The organism is Sphaerisporangium sp. NPDC049002 (assembly GCF_040649355.1).
Lineage (GTDB): Bacteria > Actinomycetota > Actinomycetes > Streptosporangiales > Streptosporangiaceae > Sphaerisporangium.
Window position 1 is genome coordinate 16,986 of record NZ_JBEZFH010000040.1, and the last position, 24,380, is coordinate 41,365.

7 protein-coding genes are annotated in these 24,380 nt (G+C 73.0%); 3 read left to right on the forward strand and 4 right to left on the reverse strand.

Annotated elements, in window-relative coordinates; translation table 11 throughout:
- The first annotated feature begins 27 nt into the window (after positions 1–27).
- Complete coding sequence (locus AB0B89_RS11475) at positions 28–750, forward strand: 4'-phosphopantetheinyl transferase superfamily protein (protein WP_358551169.1); 723 nt, start codon at positions 28–30, stop codon at positions 748–750.
- Here the strand turns inward: AB0B89_RS11475 and AB0B89_RS11480 are convergent.
- From AB0B89_RS11480 to AB0B89_RS11495, 4 genes are all read right to left on the reverse strand, one after another.
- Complete coding sequence (locus AB0B89_RS11480) at positions 728–1,474, reverse strand: pentapeptide repeat-containing protein (RefSeq protein WP_358551181.1); 747 nt, start codon at positions 1,472–1,474, stop codon at positions 728–730. The two genes, AB0B89_RS11475 and AB0B89_RS11480, sit on opposite strands and share 23 nt — an antisense overlap.
- A gap of 502 nt (positions 1,475–1,976) precedes the next feature.
- A complete protein-coding gene (locus AB0B89_RS11485; RefSeq protein ID WP_358551171.1) occupies positions 1,977–3,401 on the reverse strand; it encodes an amidase family protein in 1,425 nt (474 codons plus the stop codon).
- Between the two features lie 72 nt (positions 3,402–3,473).
- Positions 3,474–4,232 (reverse strand): alpha/beta fold hydrolase, encoded by a 759-nt coding sequence (locus tag AB0B89_RS11490; protein WP_358551173.1) that lies wholly within the window; start codon positions 4,230–4,232, stop codon positions 3,474–3,476.
- Positions 4,233–4,885: 653 nt separating this feature from the next.
- Positions 4,886–5,065, reverse strand: coding sequence for a hypothetical protein (locus tag AB0B89_RS11495; RefSeq protein WP_358551175.1), 180 nt, complete (start codon positions 5,063–5,065; stop codon positions 4,886–4,888).
- Here AB0B89_RS11495 and AB0B89_RS11500 point away from each other — a divergent pair, their 5' ends adjacent.
- Positions 5,066–18,715, forward strand: a complete 13,650-nt coding sequence (locus tag AB0B89_RS11500) for an SDR family NAD(P)-dependent oxidoreductase (RefSeq protein WP_358551177.1) — start codon at positions 5,066–5,068, stop codon at positions 18,713–18,715.
- Positions 18,712–24,380, forward strand: a 5,669-nt coding sequence (locus tag AB0B89_RS11505; protein WP_358551179.1) for an amino acid adenylation domain-containing protein, incomplete at its 3' end; no start/stop codon positions are given. The genes AB0B89_RS11500 and AB0B89_RS11505, both read left to right, overlap by 4 nt.

Genomic DNA, 24,380 nt, shown 5'->3' on the forward strand with positions numbered 1-24,380 from the left:
GCCGCTGTTCAACTAGCAGGAGGCGATGTGTTCGACGCTACGGCGCCGGGCGGGCTGTTGGAGGGGCTGCTGCACGAGGACGTCGCCGTGGCCGAGTTGTTCGACGCCGTCGACGGGGTCGAGCTGTTTCCGCAGGAGGCCGAGGCCGTGGCCAGTGCGGTGGAGAAGCGGCGGCGGGAGTTCGGCTCGGTCCGGCTGTGCGCGCGCCGGGCGCTGGCGCGGATCGGTGTGGCGCCCCGGCCGCTCGTGCCCAGTGGGAGCGGCCCGGAGTGGGCCCGCCGGGCACCGCGCTGGCCCGGGGGCATCGTCGGCAGCATGACCCACTGCGTGAGATACCACGCGGCCGCCGTCGCGCGCGGCGCGTCCATCGCGGCACTCGGCGTGGACGGGGAGCCCAACGAACCCGTCCCCGAGGGCGTGCGCGAGCTGATCACGCTGCCCGAGGAGCGGTCCGTACTCGAGCGGCTCGGCGCCGCCCACCCGGACGTGCACTGGGACCGTCTGCTGTTCAGCGCGAAGGAGAGCGTCTACAAGGCGTGGTTCCCGCTGACCGGGCGCTGGCTGGACTTCGGCCAGTGCGCGATCACGCCCGACCCGGAGCGCGGCACGTTCACCGCGGTCCTGAAGGTGCCCGGGCCGGTGGTGGGCGGGGTGCGCCTGGACTGCTTTGACGGGCGGTGGCGGGTCCGGCACGGGCTGGTGGTGACCGCCGTGGTGATCCCCGCGCCTACCAGTGAGCAGGTCGGCTGAGCGCGGGAGGCAGCTCGGTGGCCGCGTCGCCCTTGGCCGCGTTCAGCTGCGCCTGGGTGAGGAACAGGGCGCCGGTGAGGTCGGCGCCGCTCAGGTCGGCATCGCGCAGGTCGGCCCCGATCAGGTCGGCGTCGCGCAGGTCAGCCCCGATCAGGTCGGCGGCGATGAGGAGGGCGCCGCGGAGGCTCGCCCCCCTAAGGTCGGCGCCGGACAGCTTCGCGCCGATCAGATCGGCTCCGCGGTGGTTCTTCTTGCGGCCCGGGACCTGGGCCCGGACGAGCTCGCTGGCCCGCAGCAGCAGCGTGTTGACCTCGCCGCGCAGCGCGTTCACGTCCAGCTCGGTGATCGACTCGGGGCTGCCGCGGGTCAGGCCGTCGATGTGGGCCAGCGCCCGCCGCAGCTCCTTGTGGACGGGGTGGGCCGGTGCGAGGTCGAGGGCCTCGGTGACGTACCAGAGCAGCTCGTGCAGCTGCCGCATGACGGGGAAGACCTCGAACATGGAGCGCGCCGTCTTCGGCGCCTGACGCCAGTCGGTGCCGCCGAAGGTGATCTGGGACACCTTCTGCCCGGCGCCGAAGCAGTCGAAGACGGTGCAGCCGGGGTAGCCTTTGTCGCGCAGCTGTGCGTGGATGCCGCAGCGGAAGTCCGACTGGAGGTTCGAGCACGGCTGCCCGGCTGGCTTGTTGACGGCGAAGTCGGCGGAGCGGGCGAAGGGCAGGGCCACGCAGCACAGGCCGAAGCAGTTGGCGCAGTCGGCCTGCAGGTCCTTGCGGTCCTGGGAGGCCTTGCGGTCGCGGGGTGCCCTGCGGTCCTGGGCCGTGTGGTCGTGGCCGGCGGTGGCGCGCTCTCGGCCCTGGCCTGCGGACGCGGCACGCTCGCGGCCCTGCGCTGCGGACGGACGCTTGCGCTCGCGCGCCTGGGACGGGCGCCCCTGCCCGCCGGCGGCAGAAGACCGCTTGGGTTCACCGGCAGAGGAGGGCTGCTCGCGGTCCTCGCCCCCGGAGGGGCGCTTGCGCCCCCCGGAGGAAGAGGGGGCTCCGTGCTGTGGCGACACCGTGCGTGCTCCTGATGGGCGTCGAGCACCGCATACCGCGGCGCTCCGAGAGGGCTTTCATTCTCGCAGACGGCGCGCGATGCCCGAGCGGCCGCCGGGACCGCGGCCGTCCGGTCTCGGTCGGCCGGCACGCGGTGCCCGTGCGGGCCCAGGCGCCGAGGTCCCGCCGCTCTCAGTCGATGTAGACCGGCGGCTGCCGGTCCTTCCACGGCACCGCCTGTTCCAATTGGGCGGCCACCTGGAGCAGCAGATCCTCTCGCCCGTGGGCGGCGATGAGCTGGACGCCGATGGGCAGGCCCTCCCGGCTCTGCCCCAGCGGGAGGCTGATCGCGGGGTGGCCGGAGACGTTGAAGGCGGCCGTGAAGGGCCCGTGGGCGAAGATGCGGCGCAGCCAGGAGCGTGCGGTCTGGCCGGGGGCGTCGTAGGCCAGCGTGCCGTGCGGTGCCGGAAGGGCGGCCAGTGTCGGGGTGACCAGCAGGTCGTGGTCGAGGAAGAAGCGCCCCACGGGCCGGGTCACGCGGTCCTGGGCCTCCATCGCCGCCAGCACGTCGAGCGCGGTGAACGCCTCGGCCTCGGCGAGCACCGTACGCGACACGGCCTCCAGCGAGGCCGGGTCCGGGCGGCGGGGGGCGCCCCTGAGGACCGCTCCGCCCGTGGAGACGACGCTGAGCATGGCCGCCTCGATGATGTCGTCGGCGTCGATGCCGGGCCGCGCCTCGGTCACCGAGTGCCCGATCCACTCCAGCACCTTGCCGGCGTTCGCCGTGACCTCGGCGACCTGCAGGTCGACAGGGGTGCCGAACCACGGCGTGGTGGCGAGGGCCACCCGCAGTCGGCCGGGGTCGGTGCGCAGCGCCTCGGCGAAGGGGCGCGCGGGTGCCGGCGCCTGGTACTTGTCGCCGACCGGCGGCGCCGAGACCGCGTCCAGCAGATGGGCCGTATCCCGCACGGACCGGGTGAGCCCGAACTCCACGAGCTGCCCGAACGCGGCCTCGCCGGTGAGCGGGCCGCAGGGGGTGCGGCCGCGGCTCGGCTTGAGGCCGATGAGCCCGCAGCAGGACGCGGGCACGCGGATCGACCCGCCGGCGTCGTTGGCGTGGGCCACCGGCACGGCACCGGCGGCGACGAGCGCGGCCGCCCCCCCGCTGGACCCGCCGACGCCCCGGCCTGGGTCCCACGGGTTGCGTGTCACGCCGTACCGCACGGATTCGGTCGCGAAGCTCAGGCCGAACTCGGGCGCGGTGCTCTGGCCCAGCGCCACCAGGCCCGCCGCCCGGAAGCGGGCCATCAGGTCGTGGTCGACGGCGGCCACGGCCCCCTGGATGCTGCGGCTGCCCAGGGTGAACGGAACCCCCTGGGCGAACGGACCGCTGTCCTTGATCACGAAGGGGACTCCTGCGAACGGGCCGTCGGGATCGTGGACGAGGGCCGGTTCGAACAGTGGACGGGTGAGGGCGCCGAGTTCGGGGCCGACCTGGGCCAGGGCGCGCCGGGCGGCGTCCTCGACCTCGGCCGCGGTCACCTCGCGCGCCTGGATGAGGTCGCGCAGGCCGACCGCGTCCAGGGAGGCGTATTCATGCGGTTCCAGCGGTCCCACTCCTCGACTCCGTGGCCGACGTCAGCCTGACCCACTGCGCCGCGCGATCGTGGGCCGGGTATCCCGGCGGGGTCAGCACGTGCTCACGGCCGCGATGTGGTCGCGGATCTCCTGCCGGACCGCGTCGGCGTGGTCGTCAAGGAAGAAGTGGCCGCCGCGGAAGACCCGCATCCGGAAGGACGCCGAGGTGTGCCGCGCCCAGAGCTCGACGTCGGCAACGTCCGCGACGGGGTCGGCGTCTCCGGTCAGCGCGACGATCGGGCAACGCAACGGGAGGGCCGACGGATTGTGGTAGAGCTCGATGGCGCGGTAGTCGCTGCGGATCGTCGGCAGCACCATGCGCAGCAGCGTCTCGTCGGCGAAGACCTCGGCGTTGGCGGCGTTGAGCTTCTTGAGCTCGGCAACCAGGTCCGCATCGGTGGCGAGGTGCACGCGCTGGTCGCGGCGGAGCGAGGGCGCGCGCCGCCCCGATGCGAACAGCCCGAGCGGCACCACCCCGCGGCGCTCCAGGCGGAGCGCGACCTCGAACGCCACGGCGGCCCCCATGCTGTGGCCGAGAAGGACCAGCGGGCGGTCGGACCAGGGAACCAGCTCGTCGACGAGCCGGTCGGCGAGTGTGGGTATGTCCTCGATGCACGGTTCGCCGAGGCGGTCCTGCCGCCCGGGGTACTGGATCGCCAGCACGTCCGCGTCCGGCGACATCGCCTGGGAGAGCGAGTGGTAGTACGTGGCGGCACCGCCGGCGTGCGGGAAGCAGACCAGGCGGACGGGGGCTTCGGGCGCCGGGTGGAACCGCCGGATCCAGGCGCTCCTCATCGACGGTTCGGCCACGGTCTGTTCCCCTTCGTCGTGCGAGAGCCGCCCTGACGGGCCTTCAACCACGGGGCTCGCGCCCGCGAAGGCATGTTTGCGGCGACGGTCACCTTAGAGGGTATGCGGGGGGAGCGCCGCCCCCGGGGGCACAGGGCGACCCGCAAAGTCGTTTCCGCAGGTAGATCAGGTAATAGGTGAGGTGTTCGGCTGCGTCACGAATGGTCGTGAGCCGGTGGATGATCCGCCAATCCGGGACCCGGAAGATCGCCGCGACCATCCGCAAGCTCAAGCACGACCCGCACCACCTCATGGCCGTCCTAGGGCTGGAATTTCACCCGAATAGAGGCTTGACCTGCGATGAAGACTATGCGGGTCACCCTGCCCGGGGGCATGGTTTGACTAAGTGATCTCCGGGTGAAATAGTCGCAAAGCCGTCAACGGCAGGAAATGCGTTCACCCTCACGGTGGACATATTTCATGTCCAGGTGGTTTCACCTTCGGCGGCGAGAAAGATAGTCGTTTGGTGTGTCCGGGACGGTCTGGCACGCGGGGGAACGGACCATCTCATCATGCTTTGGCAGCGCCATGCAGTCATTCGCCGTGCGGACGCGTCCGACCTCACCCGGCTCATTGAACTCGAGGAGCTGTGCTGGCCCGAGGGATTGCGGGTTTCACGCGGCATCATCGAGCGCCGACTGGCCGTCAATCCCGCCGGGCAATTCGTCGTTGAGACCGATGACGGCGTGTGCGGGGTCATCTACTCGCAGCGCATCGCCGACATTGGCGAACTGGGCTCCGCACGGTTCGACACCGCGGACCGGCTGCACCGCGCGGACGGTGCCATCGCCCATGTGCTGTCCCTGAACATCGACCCCCGCATGCACAGCTTCGGCTACGGGGACGCCCTCCTGGAACACCTCCTGACGTGGTGCCATGAGGAGGCGAAGGTCTGGACCGTGGTCGGCGTCACCCGCTGCCACGACTTCGAGCGGCACCCCGGCTGGGAGCTCGCCGAGTACATCAACGCCCGTAACGGGCAAGGGCGTTGCCTCGACACCGTGCTGCGGATGCACCAGCTGCACGGCGCCGAGATACGCCGACTCGTGCCGGATTACCGGCCCGCCGACACCGTCAACCGGGGAAACGGCGTCCTGGTCGAATACGACCTTGACGGCCGCCGGGAACGGGTCCGGCAGTTGGAGCGGACCGCAGCCGAAAAGGCCGCCGACATTCCTCCGCTTGAGGTGCTGACCGATGAGGTGCGGGAATTCCTGGAGGAAACGGCGGGTGCCGCGGAATCGGACCGGTCCGGTGAAATCCTGCTGGAAAGCCCGCTGTTCGAGCTGGGAATCGACTCGGCGAGTCTTCTCGATCTCCAGGACAGGATACAGGGCCGGTACGGCATTCAGCTCGGAGCGCTGTTCTTCTTCGAGTGCAACACCGGCTCGAAGATTGTGGATTATCTCGACGGTCTCCGGGAGGAGACCGATCCGGAGCAGCCGGACGTCCGCAGCACACCGGCGCCGGGTGGGCAGGACATCGCGATCGTCGGCATGGCCTGCCGGCTGCCCGGAGGCATCGACCACTATACCGAGCTGTGGCGCCTCCTCGCGGACCGCGGCACGGCCGTAGGGCCGCTGCCTGACGGCCGCTGGCAGTGGCCCGACGGCATCGGCCCCGAGACCCACCCGGGAATCGACCGGGGCGGATTCGTCACGGACGGTGATTGCTTCGAGGCCGGGCTGTTCCGGATCACGCCGAACGAGGCCCGGCGCATGGACCCCCAGCAGCGCTGGATGCTGGAGCTGAGCTGGGCCTGCCTGGAGGACGCCGGATGTGCGGCGAGTGCCGTCTCGGGCGCCTCGATCGGCGTGTTCATCGGGGCCAGCGGCTCGGACTACCAGCGCGTCATGGACACCCGGCAGCTGCCGGTGCGCGCGCACAGCGGGCTGGCCACCTCCATGGCGATCATCGCCAACAGGGTCTCCTACTTTTTCGACCTGCGCGGACCGAGCATCCAGGTGGACACCGCCTGCTCCAGCTCTCTGGTCGCCGTCCACCAGGCCGTCCGGGCGCTGCGCGCGGGCGACTGCGAGGCCGCCCTGGTCGGCGGGGTGAACGTTCTGTGCCATCCGGCCGCGAGCGTCGCCTACCATCAGGCGGGCATGCTGTCGCCGGACGGCCTGTGCAAGACCTTCGACGCGTCCGCCAACGGCTATGTCCGCTCCGAGGGCGGCGTGGTCATGCTGCTCAAGCCGCTGGCCAACGCGCTCGCGGACGGCGACCACGTGCACGCCGTGATCAAGGGCAGCGCCACCAACCACGGCGGCCAGGCGGGCGGGCTGACCGTGCCCAGCGCGCGGATGCAGGCGAGCCTGGTCTCCGCGGCGCTGGCCGACGCACGCGTGACGCCCGCCGACGTGACGTACGTCGAGGCACACGGCACCGGCACCGCGCTTGGCGACCCGATCGAGGTCCAGGGCCTCACCCGTGCCTTCGCCGGCAGCACCACCCCCTGCGGGCTCGGCTCCGTCAAGACCAATCTCGGCCACCTCGAAGCCGCCGCGGGCATCACCGGGCTCCTGAAGATCGTTTTATCCCTGCGGTACGGGCAACTGCCCGCCTCGCTCCACTATGAGCGCCTCAACCCCAAGATCGCCCTCGACGGGACGCCGTTCTCCGTCGTCGACCGACTCCGTGACTGGCCGCCCGTGGCGGACGGCGTGCGCGTCGCCGGGGTGAGCAGCTTCGGCTCCGGCGGCAGCAACGCACACGTGATCGTCGCGGAGCCCCCGGTACCCGCGCCCCGCTCGACGCCCGCTGACGCGGCGGTGGCCCCTGTGGCGGTCGTACTCTCCGCGGAGAGCGGCGAGCAGCTCGTACGACAGGCCGAGTCGCTCCTCGCACACCTTCGCGCCACGCGGCCCGACCCGGCCGCTCTGCGGGACCTGGCCCACACGCTCCAGGTGGGCCGGGAACCCCTGACCGAGCGGCTGGCGCTGCTGGCCACCGACGCGGCAGCACTCGAAACCCTGCTGGCACGTGTGGTCTCCGGTGAGGACGTGGCGGCGCCCGCCGGTTTCCGCGGCCGAGCCAAGCGCGTCGGCCGTGCCACCACCCCGAGCCCGGCCGGGCGCGACGTGGCGCGGCTGGCCGAGGACTGGGTGCTCGGCGCGGCCGTCGACTGGGCGGTGCTGTACGAGGACGGCGCCGAGCCCCGCCGGGTCCCCCTGCCGACGCACGTCTTCGCCAGGACCCGCTACTGGCTCGACGCCGAGGAGCCCGCGCGCCCGGCGGGGAGCCACCCGCTGCTGCACGGCACGGCGACGGACGAGGACGGCGCGCGGACGTACCGGTCCGTGTTCACCCGGCAGGACTTCTTTCTGCGCGACCACCGCGTCCAGGACGAGCCGGTCCTGCCCGCCGTCGCCTTTCTGGAGCTGGCGCGCGAGGCCGTTTACCGTGCGCTGCCCGCGTCGGGCGAGGGCGCGTCCGTACGCCTGGACGACGTGGTGTGGTCGCGTCCGGTCGTCGTCGGGGACGCTCCGCGCACCGTCCACACCACCGTGACGTACGGCGCCGACGACCGGGTCGGCTTCGAGATCCGCACGACCGGGCCCGACGGCACGACGGACACGGTGACGCACTCACGCGGACGGGGATCGCGCGGCCCCGCGACCGCCCACGCCCCGCTGGACCTCGCGGCGCTGACGGCCTGTATGGACACGGCGGTTCTCGGCGCAGACGAGTGCTACGAGGCCCTGCGCGCCGCCGGACTGGACTACGGACCCGCCCACCGGGCGCTGCGCGAGGTGCGCCTGGGGGAGCGAGAGGTGCTGGCGACCCTGGTCGTACCCGACTGCGTGGCGGCGACACGCGACGACTACGTGCTGCACCCCAGCGTGCTCGACGGCGCGCTCCAGGCGGTGTACGCGCCGGAGATCCACGCCGCCCGGCCGGACGGCGCCGCGCAGGCGCCCGAATGGAACGCGGCGCTTCCGTTCACCCTCGACTCCCTGATGGTATGGGGCTCCACTCCCGCCACCGCGTACGCGTGGCTGCGTGAGGCCGCCGGCTCCTCGGACGACGTGCGGCGCTGGGACATCGACCTCTGCGACGAGCACGGCCGTGTGTTCGCGGCGCTGCGCGGCTACTGCGCGCGCCGACGCCCGGATGCCGCGCCGCGGGCCACCGAGCGGGTCACGCTGCTCCGGCCGACGTGGAGCGAGCGGGCCGCCGCCTCCGGCCAGGCGCCCCGCTACACCGCGCGCGTCGCGCTGGCCTGCGGCTTCGAGGAGCGCCTGGCGGAACTCCGTACGCTGGCCCCGCACATCACGTTCCTCGACCCGGCGGAGCCGGAGGCCGTGTCCGGGCCGGCCACCCCCTCCGACCCGCGGACCCGGCCCGAGCAGGCCGTCGCCGCCCGGGCGATCGAGCTGTTTCAGGCGCTCAAGGGCATCCTGCTGGGCAGGCCGGCGGGCCCGGTGCTCGTGCAGGTGCTGGTGCCCGCCGACGGCGCCGGGCGGCTGCACGAGGCACTGTCGGGTCTGCTGCGGACGGCGCACCTGGAGAACCCCGCCCTGGTGGGCCAGCTCCTGTCCATGCCGGCCGACGCCACGGCGGCCTCCCTGGCCGCGACGCTGGACGACGACAGCCGTTCCCCGCAGGACCAGCGGGTGCGCTACGAAGGCGGTCGACGGCACGTCCTCGGCTGGGAGCCCCTGGCCGCGCTGCCGGCGGACGGCGCCGGAGAGGTCCCGTGGCGGGAGCGGGGCGTGTACCTCGTCCCCGGCGGCGCCGGCGGCCTCGGCCTCGTGTTCGCCGCGGAGATCGCCCGCCGGGCACCGGGCGCGGTGCTGTGCCTGACCGGCCGCTCCCCGCTGACCGCGGACAGGGAGGCGCGGCTCGCGGCCCTGCGCGACGCGGGCGCGACCGTCGAGTACCACGTGCTGGACGTCGCCGACCGGCAGGGCACCCGCGACCTCGTCGCCGACCTCGTGCGCCGCTTCGGCGGTCTGCACGGTGTGCTGCACTGCGCGGGCGTGCTCCACGACGCCTTCCTGCTCAAGAAGTCGGCGGCGGAGTTCGGCCGGGTCCTGCACCCAAAGCTGGACGGCGCGGTGAGCCTGGACGAGGCCACCCGGGACACGGAACTGGACTTCTTCGCCCTGTTCTCGTCGATCATGGGCACGACCGGCAACGTCGGCCAGGCCGACTACGCCGTAGCCAACGCCTTCCTCGACGCCTTCGCCCACCGCAGGGACGAGCTGGTCCGGGCCGGCTCCCGCAGCGGCCGTACCGTCGCCATCGGCTGGCCGCTGTGGGCGAGCGGGGGCATGGGCGCCGACGACACCACACGCGAGGCGCTCCGGGTGCGCACGGGGCTCGTGCCGATGACGACCTCGGCCGGCGTCGAGGCGTTCCACCGCGCCCTGGCCTCGGGCGAGCCGCACGTGCTTGTCGGCGCCGGGGACGAGGCGGGACTTCGCGCCCTGCTCGGTGCCGTACCCGAGCCCGGTCAGGCCGGGGACGGCGCCTCCGGGGGCGGCACCCGCCCCGAACTCACCGAGGAGACGGTCAGGTTCCTCAAGCAGGCGCTGGCCCGCGTCACGGGCCTGGTCGCGGACGGCCTCGACGCGGACGAACTTTTCGGGGCCTACGGGATGGACTCCATCCTGGCGACCGAGCTGACTGCCGCACTGGAGTCCACCTTCGGCTCGCTGCCCAAGACGCTGATGTTCGAGTACCACACGCTGTCCGAGCTGGCCGGCTACTTCGTCGACCGGCACCGGCCGGCCCTGGAGCAGCTGTTCGCCCAGCCCGGCGCGCCCCGCGAGGCCGAGCGCGAGCCACTGCCGCCCGTAGCGGAGCGGACGGCCGTACACGAGCCCGCCCAGCCGGCGACGTCCGCCCTGGACATCGCGATCATCGGTGTCTCCGGCCGCTACCCCGAGGCCCGCGACCTGCGCGAGTTCTGGCAGAACCTGCGCGACGGCCGCGACTGTGTCGTGGAGGTGCCCGAGGACCGCTGGGACTGGCGCGCGTACTACAGCGGGGACCGCACCGAGCCCGGGCGCCACTACAGCAAGTGGGGCGGCTTCATCGCCGAAGTCGACCGCTTCGACCCGCTGTTCTTCAACATCTCGCCGTACGAGGCCGACTTCCTGGACCCGCAGGAGCGGCTCTTCCTTGAGCACGCCTGGGCGGCGCTGGAGGATGCCGGTCACACGCGCGAGGACCTGCGGCGCATCGACGGGCAGGTCGGCGTGTACGCGGGCGTCATGTGGAGCCAGTACCAACTGCTGTTCCAGAACGGCGGCGGCACCCCGCACGGCAACCCGAGCGCGGTCGGCAGCAGCTTCGCCAGCGTCGCCAACCGCGTCTCGTACGTGATGAACCTCCACGGCCCGAGCATGACCGTGGACACGATGTGCTCCAGCTCGCTGACTGCGCTGGGGCTAGCCTGCCGGGACCTGCGGGACGGCCGCACCAGGCTGGCGTTCGCGGGCGGTGTCAACGTGACCGTCCACCCCAACAAGTACTTGAGCCTCAGCGCGGGTCAGTTCATCTCCGGCAAGGGCCACTGCGAGAGCTTCGGCATCGGCGGGGACGGCTACATCCCGGGCGAGGGCGTGGGAGTCGTCGTACTGAAGCCGCTGCGCGACGCCGAACGCGACGGCGACCACATCTACGGCGTCATCAAGGGAATCGGCATCTCGCACGGCGGCCGCACCAACGGCTACACCGTGCCCAACCCGCGAGCCCAGAAGGCGGCCATCGCCGACGCGCTGCGCGAGGCCGGAGCCGACCCCCGCGCCGTCAGCTACATCGAGGCGCACGGCACCGGCACCAAGCTGGGCGACCCCATCGAGATCACCGGACTCAGCCAGGCGTTCGGCGAGGACGCGGAGCGGCAGTACTGCCTCCTCGGCTCGGTGAAGTCGAACATCGGCCACTGCGAGAGCGCGGCGGGCATCGCCGGACTCACCAAGGTCCTGCTGCAACTGGAACACAGCCAGATCGCCCCCTCGCTGCACTCCCGCACGCTCAACCCCAACATCGACTTCGCCGCGACCCCGTTCGTCGTCAACCAGGAACTGCGCGAGTGGGTACGGCCCGTCGTCGACGGCCGCGTCCGGCCCCGGCTCGCCGGTGTCTCGTCGTTCGGCGCGGGCGGCTCCAACGCCCATGTGCTGGTGGAGGAGTACACCGACCGGCGCCCGGCGCCGCCCTCCGGGCAGCCCGTGCTGTTCCCGCTGTCCGCCAGGGACGAGGACCGCCTGCGCGCCTACGCGGCTCAACTGCTGCGATTCGTACGGGAGAAGGACGCCGGCTCCGGTACGGCTCTACCCGCGGACCTGGCGTACACCCTCCAGGTCGGGCGCGAGGCCATGGACGAGCGTCTTGCGATCGTGGCCGGCACCTGGGCGTCGCTCGCCGACAAGCTGGAGCGGTACCTTGCGGGCGACGGGGACATCGAAGACGTCGTCAGCGGCAACGCCAAGCGCGCCCGCGACACCCTCGCCTCCCTCCTGCCCGCCGACGAACTCGCCGAGACCACGCGGCGGTTGCTGGAGCACGGCAAGCTGTCCCGCCTCGCCGACCTCTGGGTGCGCGGCGCGTCGGTCGACTGGCGCGGACTGCACACCGCCGGCGCACCGCGCCGGATCAGCGCACCGACGTACCCCTTCGCTCGGGAACGGCACTGGGTGCCGGAGGCGCTCGCGGCGAGCGTGACCGCACCTGTGCCTGATGCCACCCCCGCCGAACCGGCCCGCGGCGAGGTCCGTTTCCTCACCAAGCGGTGGCGCCCGGCGCCGCACTCCGCCCCGCGGCCGGGCGACGCGGCCGCCTCCGTCGTCGTCCTGCATGACGCCGCCACCGCGCCCCTGGCCGCCGCGCTGGCCCGGCTGTGCGACGGCGCGACCCTGGTGGAGACGGGTCCCCGCGCCGAGCAGCGGCTCGGACGCCGGGCCGAGGACTGCTCCGCCTGGATCGACCTCACCGGCCTGTCCGCGCACGATCGGTCCGGCGAGTCGCTCGCGCTGCTCCAGACGCTGCTCACCGCCAAGGCGGCGCGCGACCTGCGGCTGCTGTACGTGACCCAGGGACTGGAAGCCCACCCGCGCACCCGGACCGACCTGGCCGGCGCCTCGCGCGCCGGGCTCTACCGGATGCTCCAGAGCGAGTACGGCGGCCTTGTCTCACGCCATGTCGACCTGGACCCCGCGGTGTCCGGCGACGAACGGCTGGCGGCCGTCATCCGCCGCGAACTAGACGAAGCGGACGACGAGGTGGAGGTCTGCCACCGGGACGACGTCCGCTACGCCCCCGTGCTCGACGACCTCGAACCGGCCGCGCCGACCGACGCCTCCGCCTTCACCTTCGCCGACGACGAGGTGCTCCTGGTGACCGGCGGCACGCGCGGCCTCGGGATGCTGTGCGCGCGGCACCTGGTGCGGCGGTACGGCGTCCGGCGGCTCGTGCTGATCGGCCGGGACCCGCTGCCCCCGCGCCAGCTGTGGGACGACCCGGACGCCTGCGAACCCGCCGTGCGCGGCAAGATCCGCGCGGTACTGGACCTCGAGGCCGAGGGTGTCGAGGTGCGCGTGCTCGCGCTGCTGCTCGACCGGGGCGACGAGGTCGGCGCGGGCCTGCGCTCCGTAGAGGAATCGATGGGCAGGATCGCCGGTGTCGTCCACGCGGCCGGACTGGTCGACACGGAGAACCCGGCGTTCGTCCGCAAGTCCATCGCGGGCATCGCCCGAGTGGTCTCCCCTAAGACCGAGGGCACGCGCAACCTGCTGGCCGCCCTGGACGCCTCGGCGCCGCGGTTCGTGCTGCTGTTCTCCTCCGTCTCCGCGGCCGTGCCCACCCTGGGCGCCGGGCAGAGCGACTACGCCATGGGCAACGCCTACCTGGACTACGTGGCCCACGCGTACGAAGGAACCCTGCCGGTCACGAGCATCCAGTGGCCCAGCTGGCGTGACACCGGATTCGGCGAGGTCACCAACCAGGCCTACACCGACACCGGCATGCTCAGCATCACCGACGCCGAGGGCCTCACCCTCCTCGACGAGATCCTGACGTCGAGGCGCGCCCCGGTCGTCATGCCGCTGGTCGTCGACGCCGCCCGCTTCGACCCCGCCGCCCTGCTGCGCCCCAGGCGCCGCCCGGCCGCTGCCCCGGGTCCCCGCCCCGCCACGCACCCCGCCGGTCCCGCGCCCGCCTTCGACGACGGCGGCTCCGCCCTGGCCGAGCGGCTCATGGCGTTCCTCGGCGAGGCCTTCGAGGCCGAACTCCGGCTGAAGCCCGGGGTGCTCGACGCGCGCACCTCGTACGCCGACTACGGTGCCGACTCGATCCTCCTGGCCCAGGTGCTGCAGAGGATCCGGCGACGCCTGGATGTCACTCTGGACCCCTCGGCGCTCCTCGAACACTCCACGCTGCACGACCTGACGGCCTGGCTGCTCGACACGTACGCGGCGGAGGTGGCCTCCGAGTTCGGCGCCCCGAGCACCACCGCGGAGGGGGAACCCGCATCGCCGGCCACCGCGCCGCCTGCCCCGATGGCCCTGGAGCCCGCGCGCCCGGCCTCGGAGGCCGCACCCCTCACCCCGGAGCCCAGGAGCCCGGCGTCGGCTTTGGAGCCCGCACGCCCCGCCCCCGCCGGACCCGCCGAGCCCGCCGCGGCGCCCGTCGCCGTCATCGGCATGGCCTGCCGCCTGCCCGGCGCACCCGACCTCGCCGCCTACTGGGACCTGCTGTCCGAGGGCAGGTCTGCCATCCGCAGGGTCCCCGAGGACCGGTGGGGGAGGCCCGCCGACTTCTCTGCCGGAGTTGTCGACGACGTGTACGGCTTCGACCCGGGCTACTTCATGCTGCACGCCGAGGACGTGCGGGCCATGGACCCGCAGGCGCTGGTGCTGCTGGAGGAGAGCCTCAAGGCGATCCACCACGCGGGATACCGGTTCGACGACCTCGACGGCAGCAACACCGGTGTGTACGTGGGGGCCCGGGGCCGCGGCCGTGCGGACGCCGGGCTGGTGGACGCGGCCCGCAATCCGATCATGGCGGTCGGCCAGAACTACCTGGCGGCCAACATCTCCCAGTTCTTCAACTGGCAGGGCCCGGCCATGGTGCTGGACACCGCCTGCTCCTCCTCGCTGGTGGCCATGAACCTGGCCACCGACGCCCTGGTGGCGGGCTCCGTCGACCTCGCCGTGGTGGCGGGCGTCAGCCTGCTGACCGACCCCTCGGACCACGAGCTGTTCCGGCGCCGCGGTCTGCTGCGCGAGGACGGCGAGTTCCATGTGTTCGACCGCCACGCGGCCGGGGTCGTGCTCGGCGAAGGCGCCGGTGTGGTGGTCCTCAAGCCGCTCGCGCAGGCGGAGCGCGACGGGGACACGGTGTACGCGGTGGTCGAGGGCATCGCCGTCAACAACGACGGACGTACGGCTGGCCCTGCCACGCCCAACCTCCAGGCGCAGCAGCGGGTGATGCGCGACGCGCTGCGCCGGGCGGGCCGCTCTCCCGGGCAGCTGCGCTACCTGGAGGCCAACGGCTCCGGCTCCCAGCTGACCGACCTGCTCGAACTCAAAGCCGTCCAGGCTGTGTACCGCGACGGGGCGACCGATACGAGCCCCGTGCTGCACCTCGGTTCCATGAAGCCCAACATCGGGCATCCGCTGTGCGCCGAGGGCATCGCCGCCTTCATCAAGGTGGCGCTGATGGTGCACCACCAGCGCCTGGTGCCCTTCCTGTCGGGCCACCAGCCGATGGAGCACTTCTCCGTCAACGCGGCCGGCCTCGCCTTCCCCCGCCGGGCCGAGGCGGCCGACCTGTCCTACGCGGCGCTCAGCAGCTTCGCCGACGGCGGCACCAACGGGCATGTCATCGTCGGCCGGTACAGCGCGCCTCCCGGCGCGGTGCGCCGAGGGCCGGTGGCCCTTCCCGAGCTGACGCGCACCGACGTGCGCACCGCGGGCCCTGTCGTGCCCGACGACACCACCGTATGGATCAGGCGCCTCGATCCCGCGCACCCGGTCCTGGATCACCACCGGGTCTACGGCCGCCGGCTGCTGCCCGGACTGGCCTGGATCGACCTGTTGTACCGGTGCTTCGCCGAGTCCGGTGCGGCCTGCGAGGGGCTCGAACTGCGAAACTTATCCATCTACCGTCCGCTCGCGGTGGATGACAGCGCCCTGGACATCCGGATCGAGGCACGCCGCGATACCGCGGACAGCTGGCGTATCGAGGCCGGCGATGCCGCCGGGCGCTACATCACGGCCGAGATGCACCGAGTGGCTCCGACGTCCTATGACGAGCGCGCCCAGGTCCCCGAGGACGCCGGGGCCAAGAGCCTCGACGAGGTGTACCGGGGCTACCGGGAGCTGGAGCTGGCCCACTCGGGCCCCATGAAGGCCCACGGCTCGGTCGCCGACACCCCCGAGGCACTCTGGGTGCGGGTCCGTGCAGACGAGGGGGAGAACCCGGAGGACCACCTCTTCCACCCCGCCCTGATCGACGGCAGCGCGGTCGCGGCCAGCGACGTCCTCGCCGGGCCGTCCCGCGGCGAGTCACGCCTGTTCCTGCCGTTGTTCTACAAGTCCTTCCGGGCTACCGCGCCGCTGCGCGACGCCTGTGTGACGCGCATCCGCCGGGACTCCGTCGACCTGCACGCGGAACTCCTCACCTTCACCATGGAGTTCTTCGACGCCGACGGGCGGAAGGTCGGCGCGCTGGCGGAGTACACCGGCAAGGCGGTGCGCCAGGCTGGACACATCAACCCCGCGCGCGGGGGTGCCGACACGGCTCGGCCGTCCGCTCCCGCGACGGCGGCCACGGTGGTGGAAGTCGACGGCCGCCGGGTCACCGAGGTGGTCCGGTCCGTGGTCGCCGAGCAGCTCGGCGTCCCCGCGAACCAGGTCTCCACGACCACGAGCTACTACGAGATGGGGCTGGACTCCGCGAAACTGCTCCAGGCGGCGACCCGCCTGGAAGAGGCGCTGGACACGCGGCTCTCCCCGACGCTGCTCTTCGAGCACCCCACGGTGGCCGAGCTGGCCCGGCATCTCGCTGGTGCGCACCCGGTCACCGGGGCCGAGGGTCCGAGGGCCGATGCGGCAGCGGGCGATGAGCAGACCCCCGACGTGAGCGGCACAGGCGGCCCCGGGGACATCGCCGTCGTCGGCATGGCCGGCCGCTATCCCAAGGCCCGGGACCTCGCCGAGTTCTGGGAGAATCTGAAGGCGGGACGGGACTGCATCACCGAGGTCCCGGAGACCCGCTGGCCGCACGGCGAGGTGCCGGATGGGTCCCGCTGGGGCGGGTTCCTGGACGACGTCGACTGCTTCGACGCCGGATTCTTCGGCATCCCGGCGGACGAGGCCGCCCTCCTCGACCCGCAGGAACGCCTGTTCCTGGAGGTCTGCTGGGAGGCGATCGAGGACGCCGGCTACACCCCGGCCGAGCTCGCCGGGGGCCGCGGCACCGGCCCGCGGCGCGCCGTGGGCGTGTACGTCGGCGTCATGCACCAGGACTACGCACTGCTCCAGGAGGAGGCCGTGCGCCGGGGGCAGCGCATCCCCCTGGCCCTCAACGCGGCGACCGTCGCCCACCGCGTCTCGCACGTCTGCGACTTCCACGGCCCGTCCCTGGCCGTCGACACGGTGTGCGCCTCCTCGCTCAACGCCGTGCACCTGGCCGTCGAGGCGCTGCGCCGGGGCGAGTGCGAGGCGGCGATCGCCGGCGGGGTCAACCTGTCCCTGCATCCGGCCAAGTACCGGACGTACGGCGGGCTCGGGCTGCTCGCACAGGACCGGCCCGCACGCTCCTTCGGCGCCGGGGGAGACGGCTATGTTCCGGCCGAGGCCGTGGGTGCCGTGCTGCTGAAGCCGCTGGAGAAGGCACTTCAGGACGGCGACGCCGTCTACGCGGTGATCAAGGGCAGCGCGGTCAACCACTCCGGGCGTACCCCCGGCTTCCGTGTGCCGTCGGCGGCCGCGCAGGAAGCGGTGATCACCGACTGCCTCGACCGGGCCGGCGTCGACCCGGCCTCGCTCGGCTGCCTGGAGGCCCACGGCACCGGCACCGAGATCGGCGACCTGATGGAACTGCAGGGCCTGGAGCGGGCCTTCGGCAGGCGGACGGAACGCACCGGCTTCTGCTCCCTGGGCTCCCTCAAGTCCGCCATCGGGCACGCTGAGGCGGCCGCCGGCATCGGCAGCCTGACCAAGGCCGTGCTCCAGCTCCACCGCAGGACGCTCACCCCGCTCGTCCGGGCGGAACGGGACAACCCGTACCTCGACCTCGACGGCTCACCATTCCGCCTCCAGACGGAGACGCAGGAGTGGACCGTCGTCACGCCCGGGGCGGGTTCCCCGCGCCGGGCGGGCGTCAGCGCCTTCGGCGCCACGGGCGCCAACGCCCATGTCGTGCTCGAAGAGGCGCCCGGTCCGTGCGATCCGCGGCCCGCCGCCGCGTCCGGCGCTGTGCTCGTCCCGCTGTCCGCGAAGAACGAGGACCGGCTGCGCGCCTACGCCGAGCGGCTCCTGGGCTTCCTCGACGCGCGGGACCACGTCGACCTGGCGGCCCTCGCCCACACCCTGCAGAGCGGCCGCGTGGCGCTGGAGGAGCGCCTGGTGCTGCTGGCCCACGGCCTCGACGAGGTGAAGGACGCCCTGCGTGGCTTCCTGCGGGGCACGCGGCCGGCGAACGTGTGGTGGGCCCGCGCCGAGGACCTCCCGCGGGAGTCGCGGCTGCTGGATGAGGACGACGTCCTCGACGACCTGGTCTCCCGGTGGTCCGCCCAGGGTCACTGGAGCAAGATCGCCGAGCTGTGGCTGGAGGGCTACGACGTCCCCTGGCACCGCCTCCACGGGCGGACGCCGCGGCGACTGCACCTGCCCACGTACCCGTTCGCCAGGGAGCGCCACTGGATAGCTGCGGCCGCACCGACCACCGAGTCGCTGCCGGAGCCGTCGGCCCCGGCCGCCGCCACGGAACCCGAGGCCCGTCAGCCCCGGACCCTCGCGGCTGGCCCGGTCTGGCGCTTCGCCGCCGCGAGCGAACCGCTCCCGGCGCAGGACCACGCGTCCTCTGAGGCCAGGGCGCGCGGTTTCGTGCGGCAGCTGCTCGCCGCTCAACTCGGCCGCGCCGCGGAGGAGATCCCCGTACACACGGGCTTTCTGGAGCTGGGCCTCAGCTCGCTGGGCGCCGTCAGGCTGACCCGGGAGCTGGACGCGACCATCGCGCCCGGCTTCGTGCCGAGCACGCTCTTCGAGCACACGACGGTCGCCGGGCTCGCCGCCCACCTCACCGGCGCCCACCCCGACCGGGTGGCCCGTCTGGTCCGGGACGACGCGGGACCGCAGCCGCTCACGGCACCAGCCGCCCCACCGCGGCCCGAAGTCCTCAGCCTGCTAGAGCGGTTGGGGACGGGCGCCTTGGACCTCGACGACGCGATAGCGCTCCTCGACGCAGAGAGAAGCACGAAGTGAAGCACGAGCTCAGCGCCCTGATCGCCGACTACAGGGCCGGGAAGATCACCGACACCGAGGTCGGGGACCTGCTGAGGCGGCTCAGGTCGGGAGCGCGGACGTACCCGCTCTCCGAGGGTCAGCGCGGCCTGTGGGCGCTGCAGAAGGCGTACCCCGGGGCCACCGCCTACAACGTGCCGCTGTGCTTCCGCGTCCGTAGCCTGGACACCGCCGCGTTCCTGCGGGCATGGCGTGCCGTGGCCGAGTGCCACCCGGTGCTCACCACGGTGATCGGCAGCGACGAGGACGGGCCGTACCAGTCGGTGGACCCCGGTCGTGAGCCCGACTTAGCCGAGGTGGACCTGTCGGCTCTCCCGGACGCCGAAGCGCTGGCCGCCGTCGAACGCGAGCACAAGCGCCCGTTCGCGATGGAGGGGGAGGCGCTGGTCCGCATCCGCGTCTTCACCCGCCCCGCGGACGAGTCGATCGTGCTGGTCAGCGTCCACCACATCGTCTTCGACGGCACCTCGGCCCGGATCCTGATGCGCGCGCTGTTCGAGGCATATGCGCGCGTCCTGGCCGGAGCCGAGCCCGACCCGGCGGCACCGGCGGCGGCCTTCCACGACTTCGTGGACCGGCAGCAGGCCACCCTGCCCGCGCGGTGCGCCGGGTTGCTCGCCCACTGGCGTCAGAAGCTGGCGGGGCCGCTGCCGACTCTGAACCTGCCCACCGACCGGCCGCACAGCCAGGTCGTGGACCGGTTCGCCGGAGACACCTACCTGAGCGAGCTGCCGGCCGCGCTGGCCTCCGGGATCGCGGAGTCGGCCGCCCGCTGGAGGGTGACCCCCTCGGCGCTGATGCTGAGCGCCTATGCGGCGGTACTGGCCACGTACTCGGACGACCGGGAGCTCGTCGTCGGCGTGCCCGTGAATGAGCGCGCGGACGAGGCGCTCGCCGAGGCCATGGGGCTCATGATCAACATGGTGCCGGTGCGGGTGAGCCTCGACGAGGACGAGCCCTTCCGGCAGATGGCGGGCCGGGTGCAGCGCGACCTCGTCGACGGGATGCTACACAGCTACCCCTTCGCGGCCCTGGTCGGCGAACTGCCGCAGGGCCAGGCCCCGGAGCGCTCCCCGATCTTCCAGACGGCGTTCATCTACCAGGACGTCCTCGACGGCATCGGCGGCCCCGGCCTCCCGTACGAGCTGGTCCACGATGTGCACCAGGAGGGCGAGTACGAGCTCTCGGTGGAGGCGTGGCGCACCGGTGACGGCTACACGCTGCACTGGAAGTACCACCCCGAGCTGTTCACCCGGGACTTCGTCGAGCGGCTCGCGGACCGCTATCTGCGCCTGCTCCAGGCCGTGACCGGCGAGCCGGCGGTCCGGGTCGGTGAGCTGTGCCGGATCTCCGACGAGCCCGGCACGGCTCAGGGCGACGGCCCGTGCGTGCACGACATGGTCGAGGCGGCCGCGCGCCGCCACCCCGACGCCGTCGCGGTCGAGGCCGACGACGAGGTCCTGACGTACCGCGAACTCGGCCGCCGCAGCGACGCCCTGGCGGCGCACCTGGTGGCGCGCGGCGTGCGGCGGGGCGATCTGGTGACCGTCCTGCTGGACCGGTCGGCGGCCGTGGTCGTGGCGCTGCTGGGCATCCTCAAGGCCGGTGCGGCCTACGTGCCCCTCGACCCCGAACTGCCTGCCGCCCGCCTGTCCGACATCGTCACGGACAGCGGCACGTCCCTCGTCGTCACCCAGTCCCGCCACAAGGAGCAGGCCCGGGCCCTGTTCGCCGGCCGGGGAGCCAGGGCGGCGGGCGGCCTCGTGGTGCTGGACGAGCAGCGCGCCGAACTCGCCGAGGCCGCGGCCCGGGGCGACCGCGCGGAGGTCACGGCGACCGAGTCCGACCTGGCGTACGTCATCTACACCTCTGGGAGCACCGGAAAGCCCAAGGGCGTGATGATCCCGCACCGCGGCTTCACCAACCTGCTGCGCTCGCTGGCCGAAGAGCCCGGACTGGACCGTACGGACACGCTCTTCGCCGTCACCACGATCAGCTTCGACATGGCGCAGGTGGAGCTGTTCCTGCCGCTGGTCCGCGGCGGACGCTGCCACGTCTGCGACAGCGCGACGCTCAAGGACGTCGAGCGGCTCAAGGAGCGCATCGCGCGCGTGCGGCCGACCGTTATGCAGGCCACACCGGCCGCCTGGAGCATGCTCTTCCACTCCGGCTGGCGCAACCCGGAGGGCCTGAGGGCCTTCTGCGGCGGCGAGGCCCTCTCCCGCACGCTCAAGGAGCAGTTCCTAAGCACCGACACCGAGCTGTGGAACCTCTACGGCCCGACCGAGACCACGGTGTACTCCACCGGCACGCTCGTGCGCGCCGACGCCCCGATCACCATCGGCCGGCCCCTCCCTAGCACCGAGGTCCACATCCTCGACGGACGGCTGCGGCCGGTGCCCGCCGGCGAGAGCGGGGAGCTGTGCATCGCCGGCACCGGGCTCGCCGACGGCTATGTGAACCGCCCCGAGCTGACCGCGGAGAAGTTCGTCGACCACACGACCGCGCTCGGCGGCCGGATCTACCGCACCGGTGATCTGGCCCGCTGGACCGACGACGGCGAGATCGAGTACCTCGGACGGCTGGACTTCCAGGTGAAGATCCGCGGCTACCGCATCGAACCGGGCGACATCGAGTACCACCTGGGCCGGCACGAGGACGTCGCGCAGTGCGTCGTCGTCGCGCGCGGCGAGGACGCGGCGAAGCATCTCGTCGCGTACTACGTGCCCGCCCGTGAGCGGGCGGGCGCCGCCGCGGCCTTCAAGGAGCATCTGCGTGCGAGCCTTCCGGCGTACATGGTCCCCGACTTCTACGTCGCGCTCGACGCCGTCCCGCTGACGGGCAGCGGCAAGGTGGACCGCAACGCGCTGATGCGGCGTGAGATCTCGCTCGCACCCGAGCCGAACCGGCCCGCCCCACACGCCTCGCGGGCCTCGCACGCCGCGTATGCCTCGCGTGCCGAGACCGAGGAGGGGGTCCTCGCTTGCTGGCGCGAGGTCCTCCAGGTCGCGGACATCGCCCCGACGGACTCCTTCTTCGAGGTGGGCGGCAACTCGCTGACGGCGGTGCTGCTAGCGCAGCGCATCGGCAGCGAGTTCGGGGTCCCCTTCGCGGCCGCCGATCTGTTCAAGCACAGCAGCGTCCGCGCCATCGCCGAGTACGTGTCCACGACGGCGGCGCCGCGCGACGAGGCGGACGACGACATGCCGGCCGAGGCCGACCGCCCGGCCCCGGAACAGGCCCAGCCGGTGCCGCCGGACGCGATCGCGGTCGTCGGCATCGCCTGCCGCTTAGCGAACGCCGACGACCACTGGGAGTTCTGGGAGAACCTCACGCGAGGCGACGCGGCGACCCGCTGGTGGAGCGAGCGGGAGCTGCGCGACGCCGGAGTGCCCGAGCACCTCATGCGCGATCCGCGCTTCGTACCGCTGCGCTCCTCCATCGACGGCAAGGAACTCTTCGACGGCGAGTTCTTCCGGCTGTCACCGCATCACGTTGCCCTGATGGACCCGCAGTTCCGCCAACTGCTCCTGCACGCCTGGAAGGCCGTCGAGGACGCCGGGTACAACCACCGCGACATCCCCGACACCGCCGTCTACGTCACCCACGGTAACCACTTCTACGGCGCGCCCCCCGACGGGGCGCCCACCGGCGTCGTCGAGACCCCGGAGCAGTACCTGTCGTGGGTGATGAGCCAGGGCGGCACCGTCGCCTCGATGATCTCGCAGCAGCTCGGCTTCGGCGGACCGAGCATGTCCGTGCACTCGAACTGCTCCTCGTCGCTGACCGCGCTCTCGCTGGCCGCCCAGGCGGTGCGCTCCGGCGAGACCGACTTCGCGCTGGTCGCCGCGGCGTCCGCGGCGAGCGCCGACAGCCGGGGCTACGTCCACCAGCCCGGCCTCAACCTCTCCAGCGACGGCCGCGTCAAGGCCTTCGACGCCGAAGCCGACGGCATGGCCGGCGGCGAGGGCGTCGCCGTGCTACTGATCCGCCGCGCCGCGGACGCCGTGGCCGCGGGCGACCACATCTACGGCCTGCTGCGCGGCATCGCCACCAACAGCGACGGCGCCGACGCCACCGGTTTCTACAGCCCGAGCGTCACCGGGCAGAGCCGCGTGATCCGCGCCGTCCTTGAGCGCACGGGCATCGCCCCCCGCTCGATCGGCTACGTCGAGGCCCACGGCACCGGCACCAAGCTCGGCGACCCGGTCGAACTGGCCGCGCTCACCGAGGCGTACCGCGACTTCACCGACGCGACCGGCTACTGCGGCATCGGCTCGGTGAAGTCCAACCTCGGCCACCTCGACTCCGCCGCGGGGCTCGCCGGCAGCATCAAGGTCCTGCTGTCCCTCTACCACCGGCAGATCCCCCCGACCCTCAACTACACCCGCCCCAACCTGGAGCTGCGCCTCGACCGGTCGCCGTTCCACGTCGTGGACACGCTGCGGGACTGGCCCTCCGGCCCGGCCCCGCGCCGGGCGGCGCAGAGCTCCATTGGACTGGGCGGCACGAACGCGCACGCCGTCTTCGAGGAGTACGCCGCCGACCACGCCGCCCCAGCCGACGACGGCTCCCCGCAGCTCGTGCCCCTGTCCGCGCGCGCCAACGCCAACCTGGACCGGTACGCGCGCGACCTGCTGGCGTATCTGCGCGCCCCCCGGGCGGCCGGCGTCCGGCTGCGCGACCTCGCGTACACGCTTCAGGTCGGCCGCGTGCCCATGGCCGCACGGGTGGCGTTCGTCGTGCGGGACCTCGGCGAACTGGCCGCCGAACTCGCGCTGTTCGTCGAAGGCGAGGACTCGCCGCGGCGGTTCACCGGCGACACGGCGCCCGCCGCCGCCTCCGGGGAACCCGAGCCGAAGCTCGCGCGCTGGTGGGAGAAGGGCAAGCTGAGGAAGCTCGCCAGGGCCTGGGCAGGCGGCGCCGACGTCGACTGGCGGCGGCTGCCCCGGCCCGTCGCGGGCCGGAGGCTCAGCCTGCCGACCTACCCCTTCAGCCAGGTCGCCCACCCCTGGCCGGCCCGCCCCGGCACCCCGGCACCGCAGACCGCGGCCCCCGCGCATCCGCTGCTGCACGAGAACGTTTCCGGCCTCGGCGCCGTCCGCTACCGCACCCGCTTCACCGGCGAGGAGTTCGTCCTCCGCGACCACGTGGTCGGCGGCGGACGGCTGCTGCCGGCCGTGGCGAGCCTGGAGATGGCGTACACCGCCGCCCGACGCGCGGTGCCCGGCGCCGCACAGCGCGGCATCACGCTCAGGAACGTCACCTGGGTGCGCCCGGTCGCCGTCGACGGCGACGGCCTCGACATCGAGTTCACCCTGGCCGAGGAGCGCCCGGGGACGGCGGACGGCCCGCTGCGCTTCGAGCTGACCGCCTCCGCCGACGAGAGCGGCCAGGTCTATGTGCAGGGCCGCGCGCTCCTCGCGGGCGCCGCCCCCCGGCCGTCCGTCGACCTCGACGGGCTGCGCGCCGCCCTGACACGGCGGTCGATGACCGGCGCCGAGTGCTATGACCACATCGCGCGCGCCGGCGTCGACTACGGGCCCGGCTTCCGCGTCGTACGGACGCTCTGGCGCGGCGGGCGGTACGGGCACGGCGGGTACGGGCACGGCGCCGGGCGGGCCGT

What these genes read in the sequence shown, in the direction of transcription:
- AB0B89_RS11495 (WP_358551175.1), bottom strand. Translation starts at nt 5,065, where the DNA reads ATGGGCGATGGCACCGTCCGCGCGGTGCAGCCGGTCCGCGGTGTCGAA.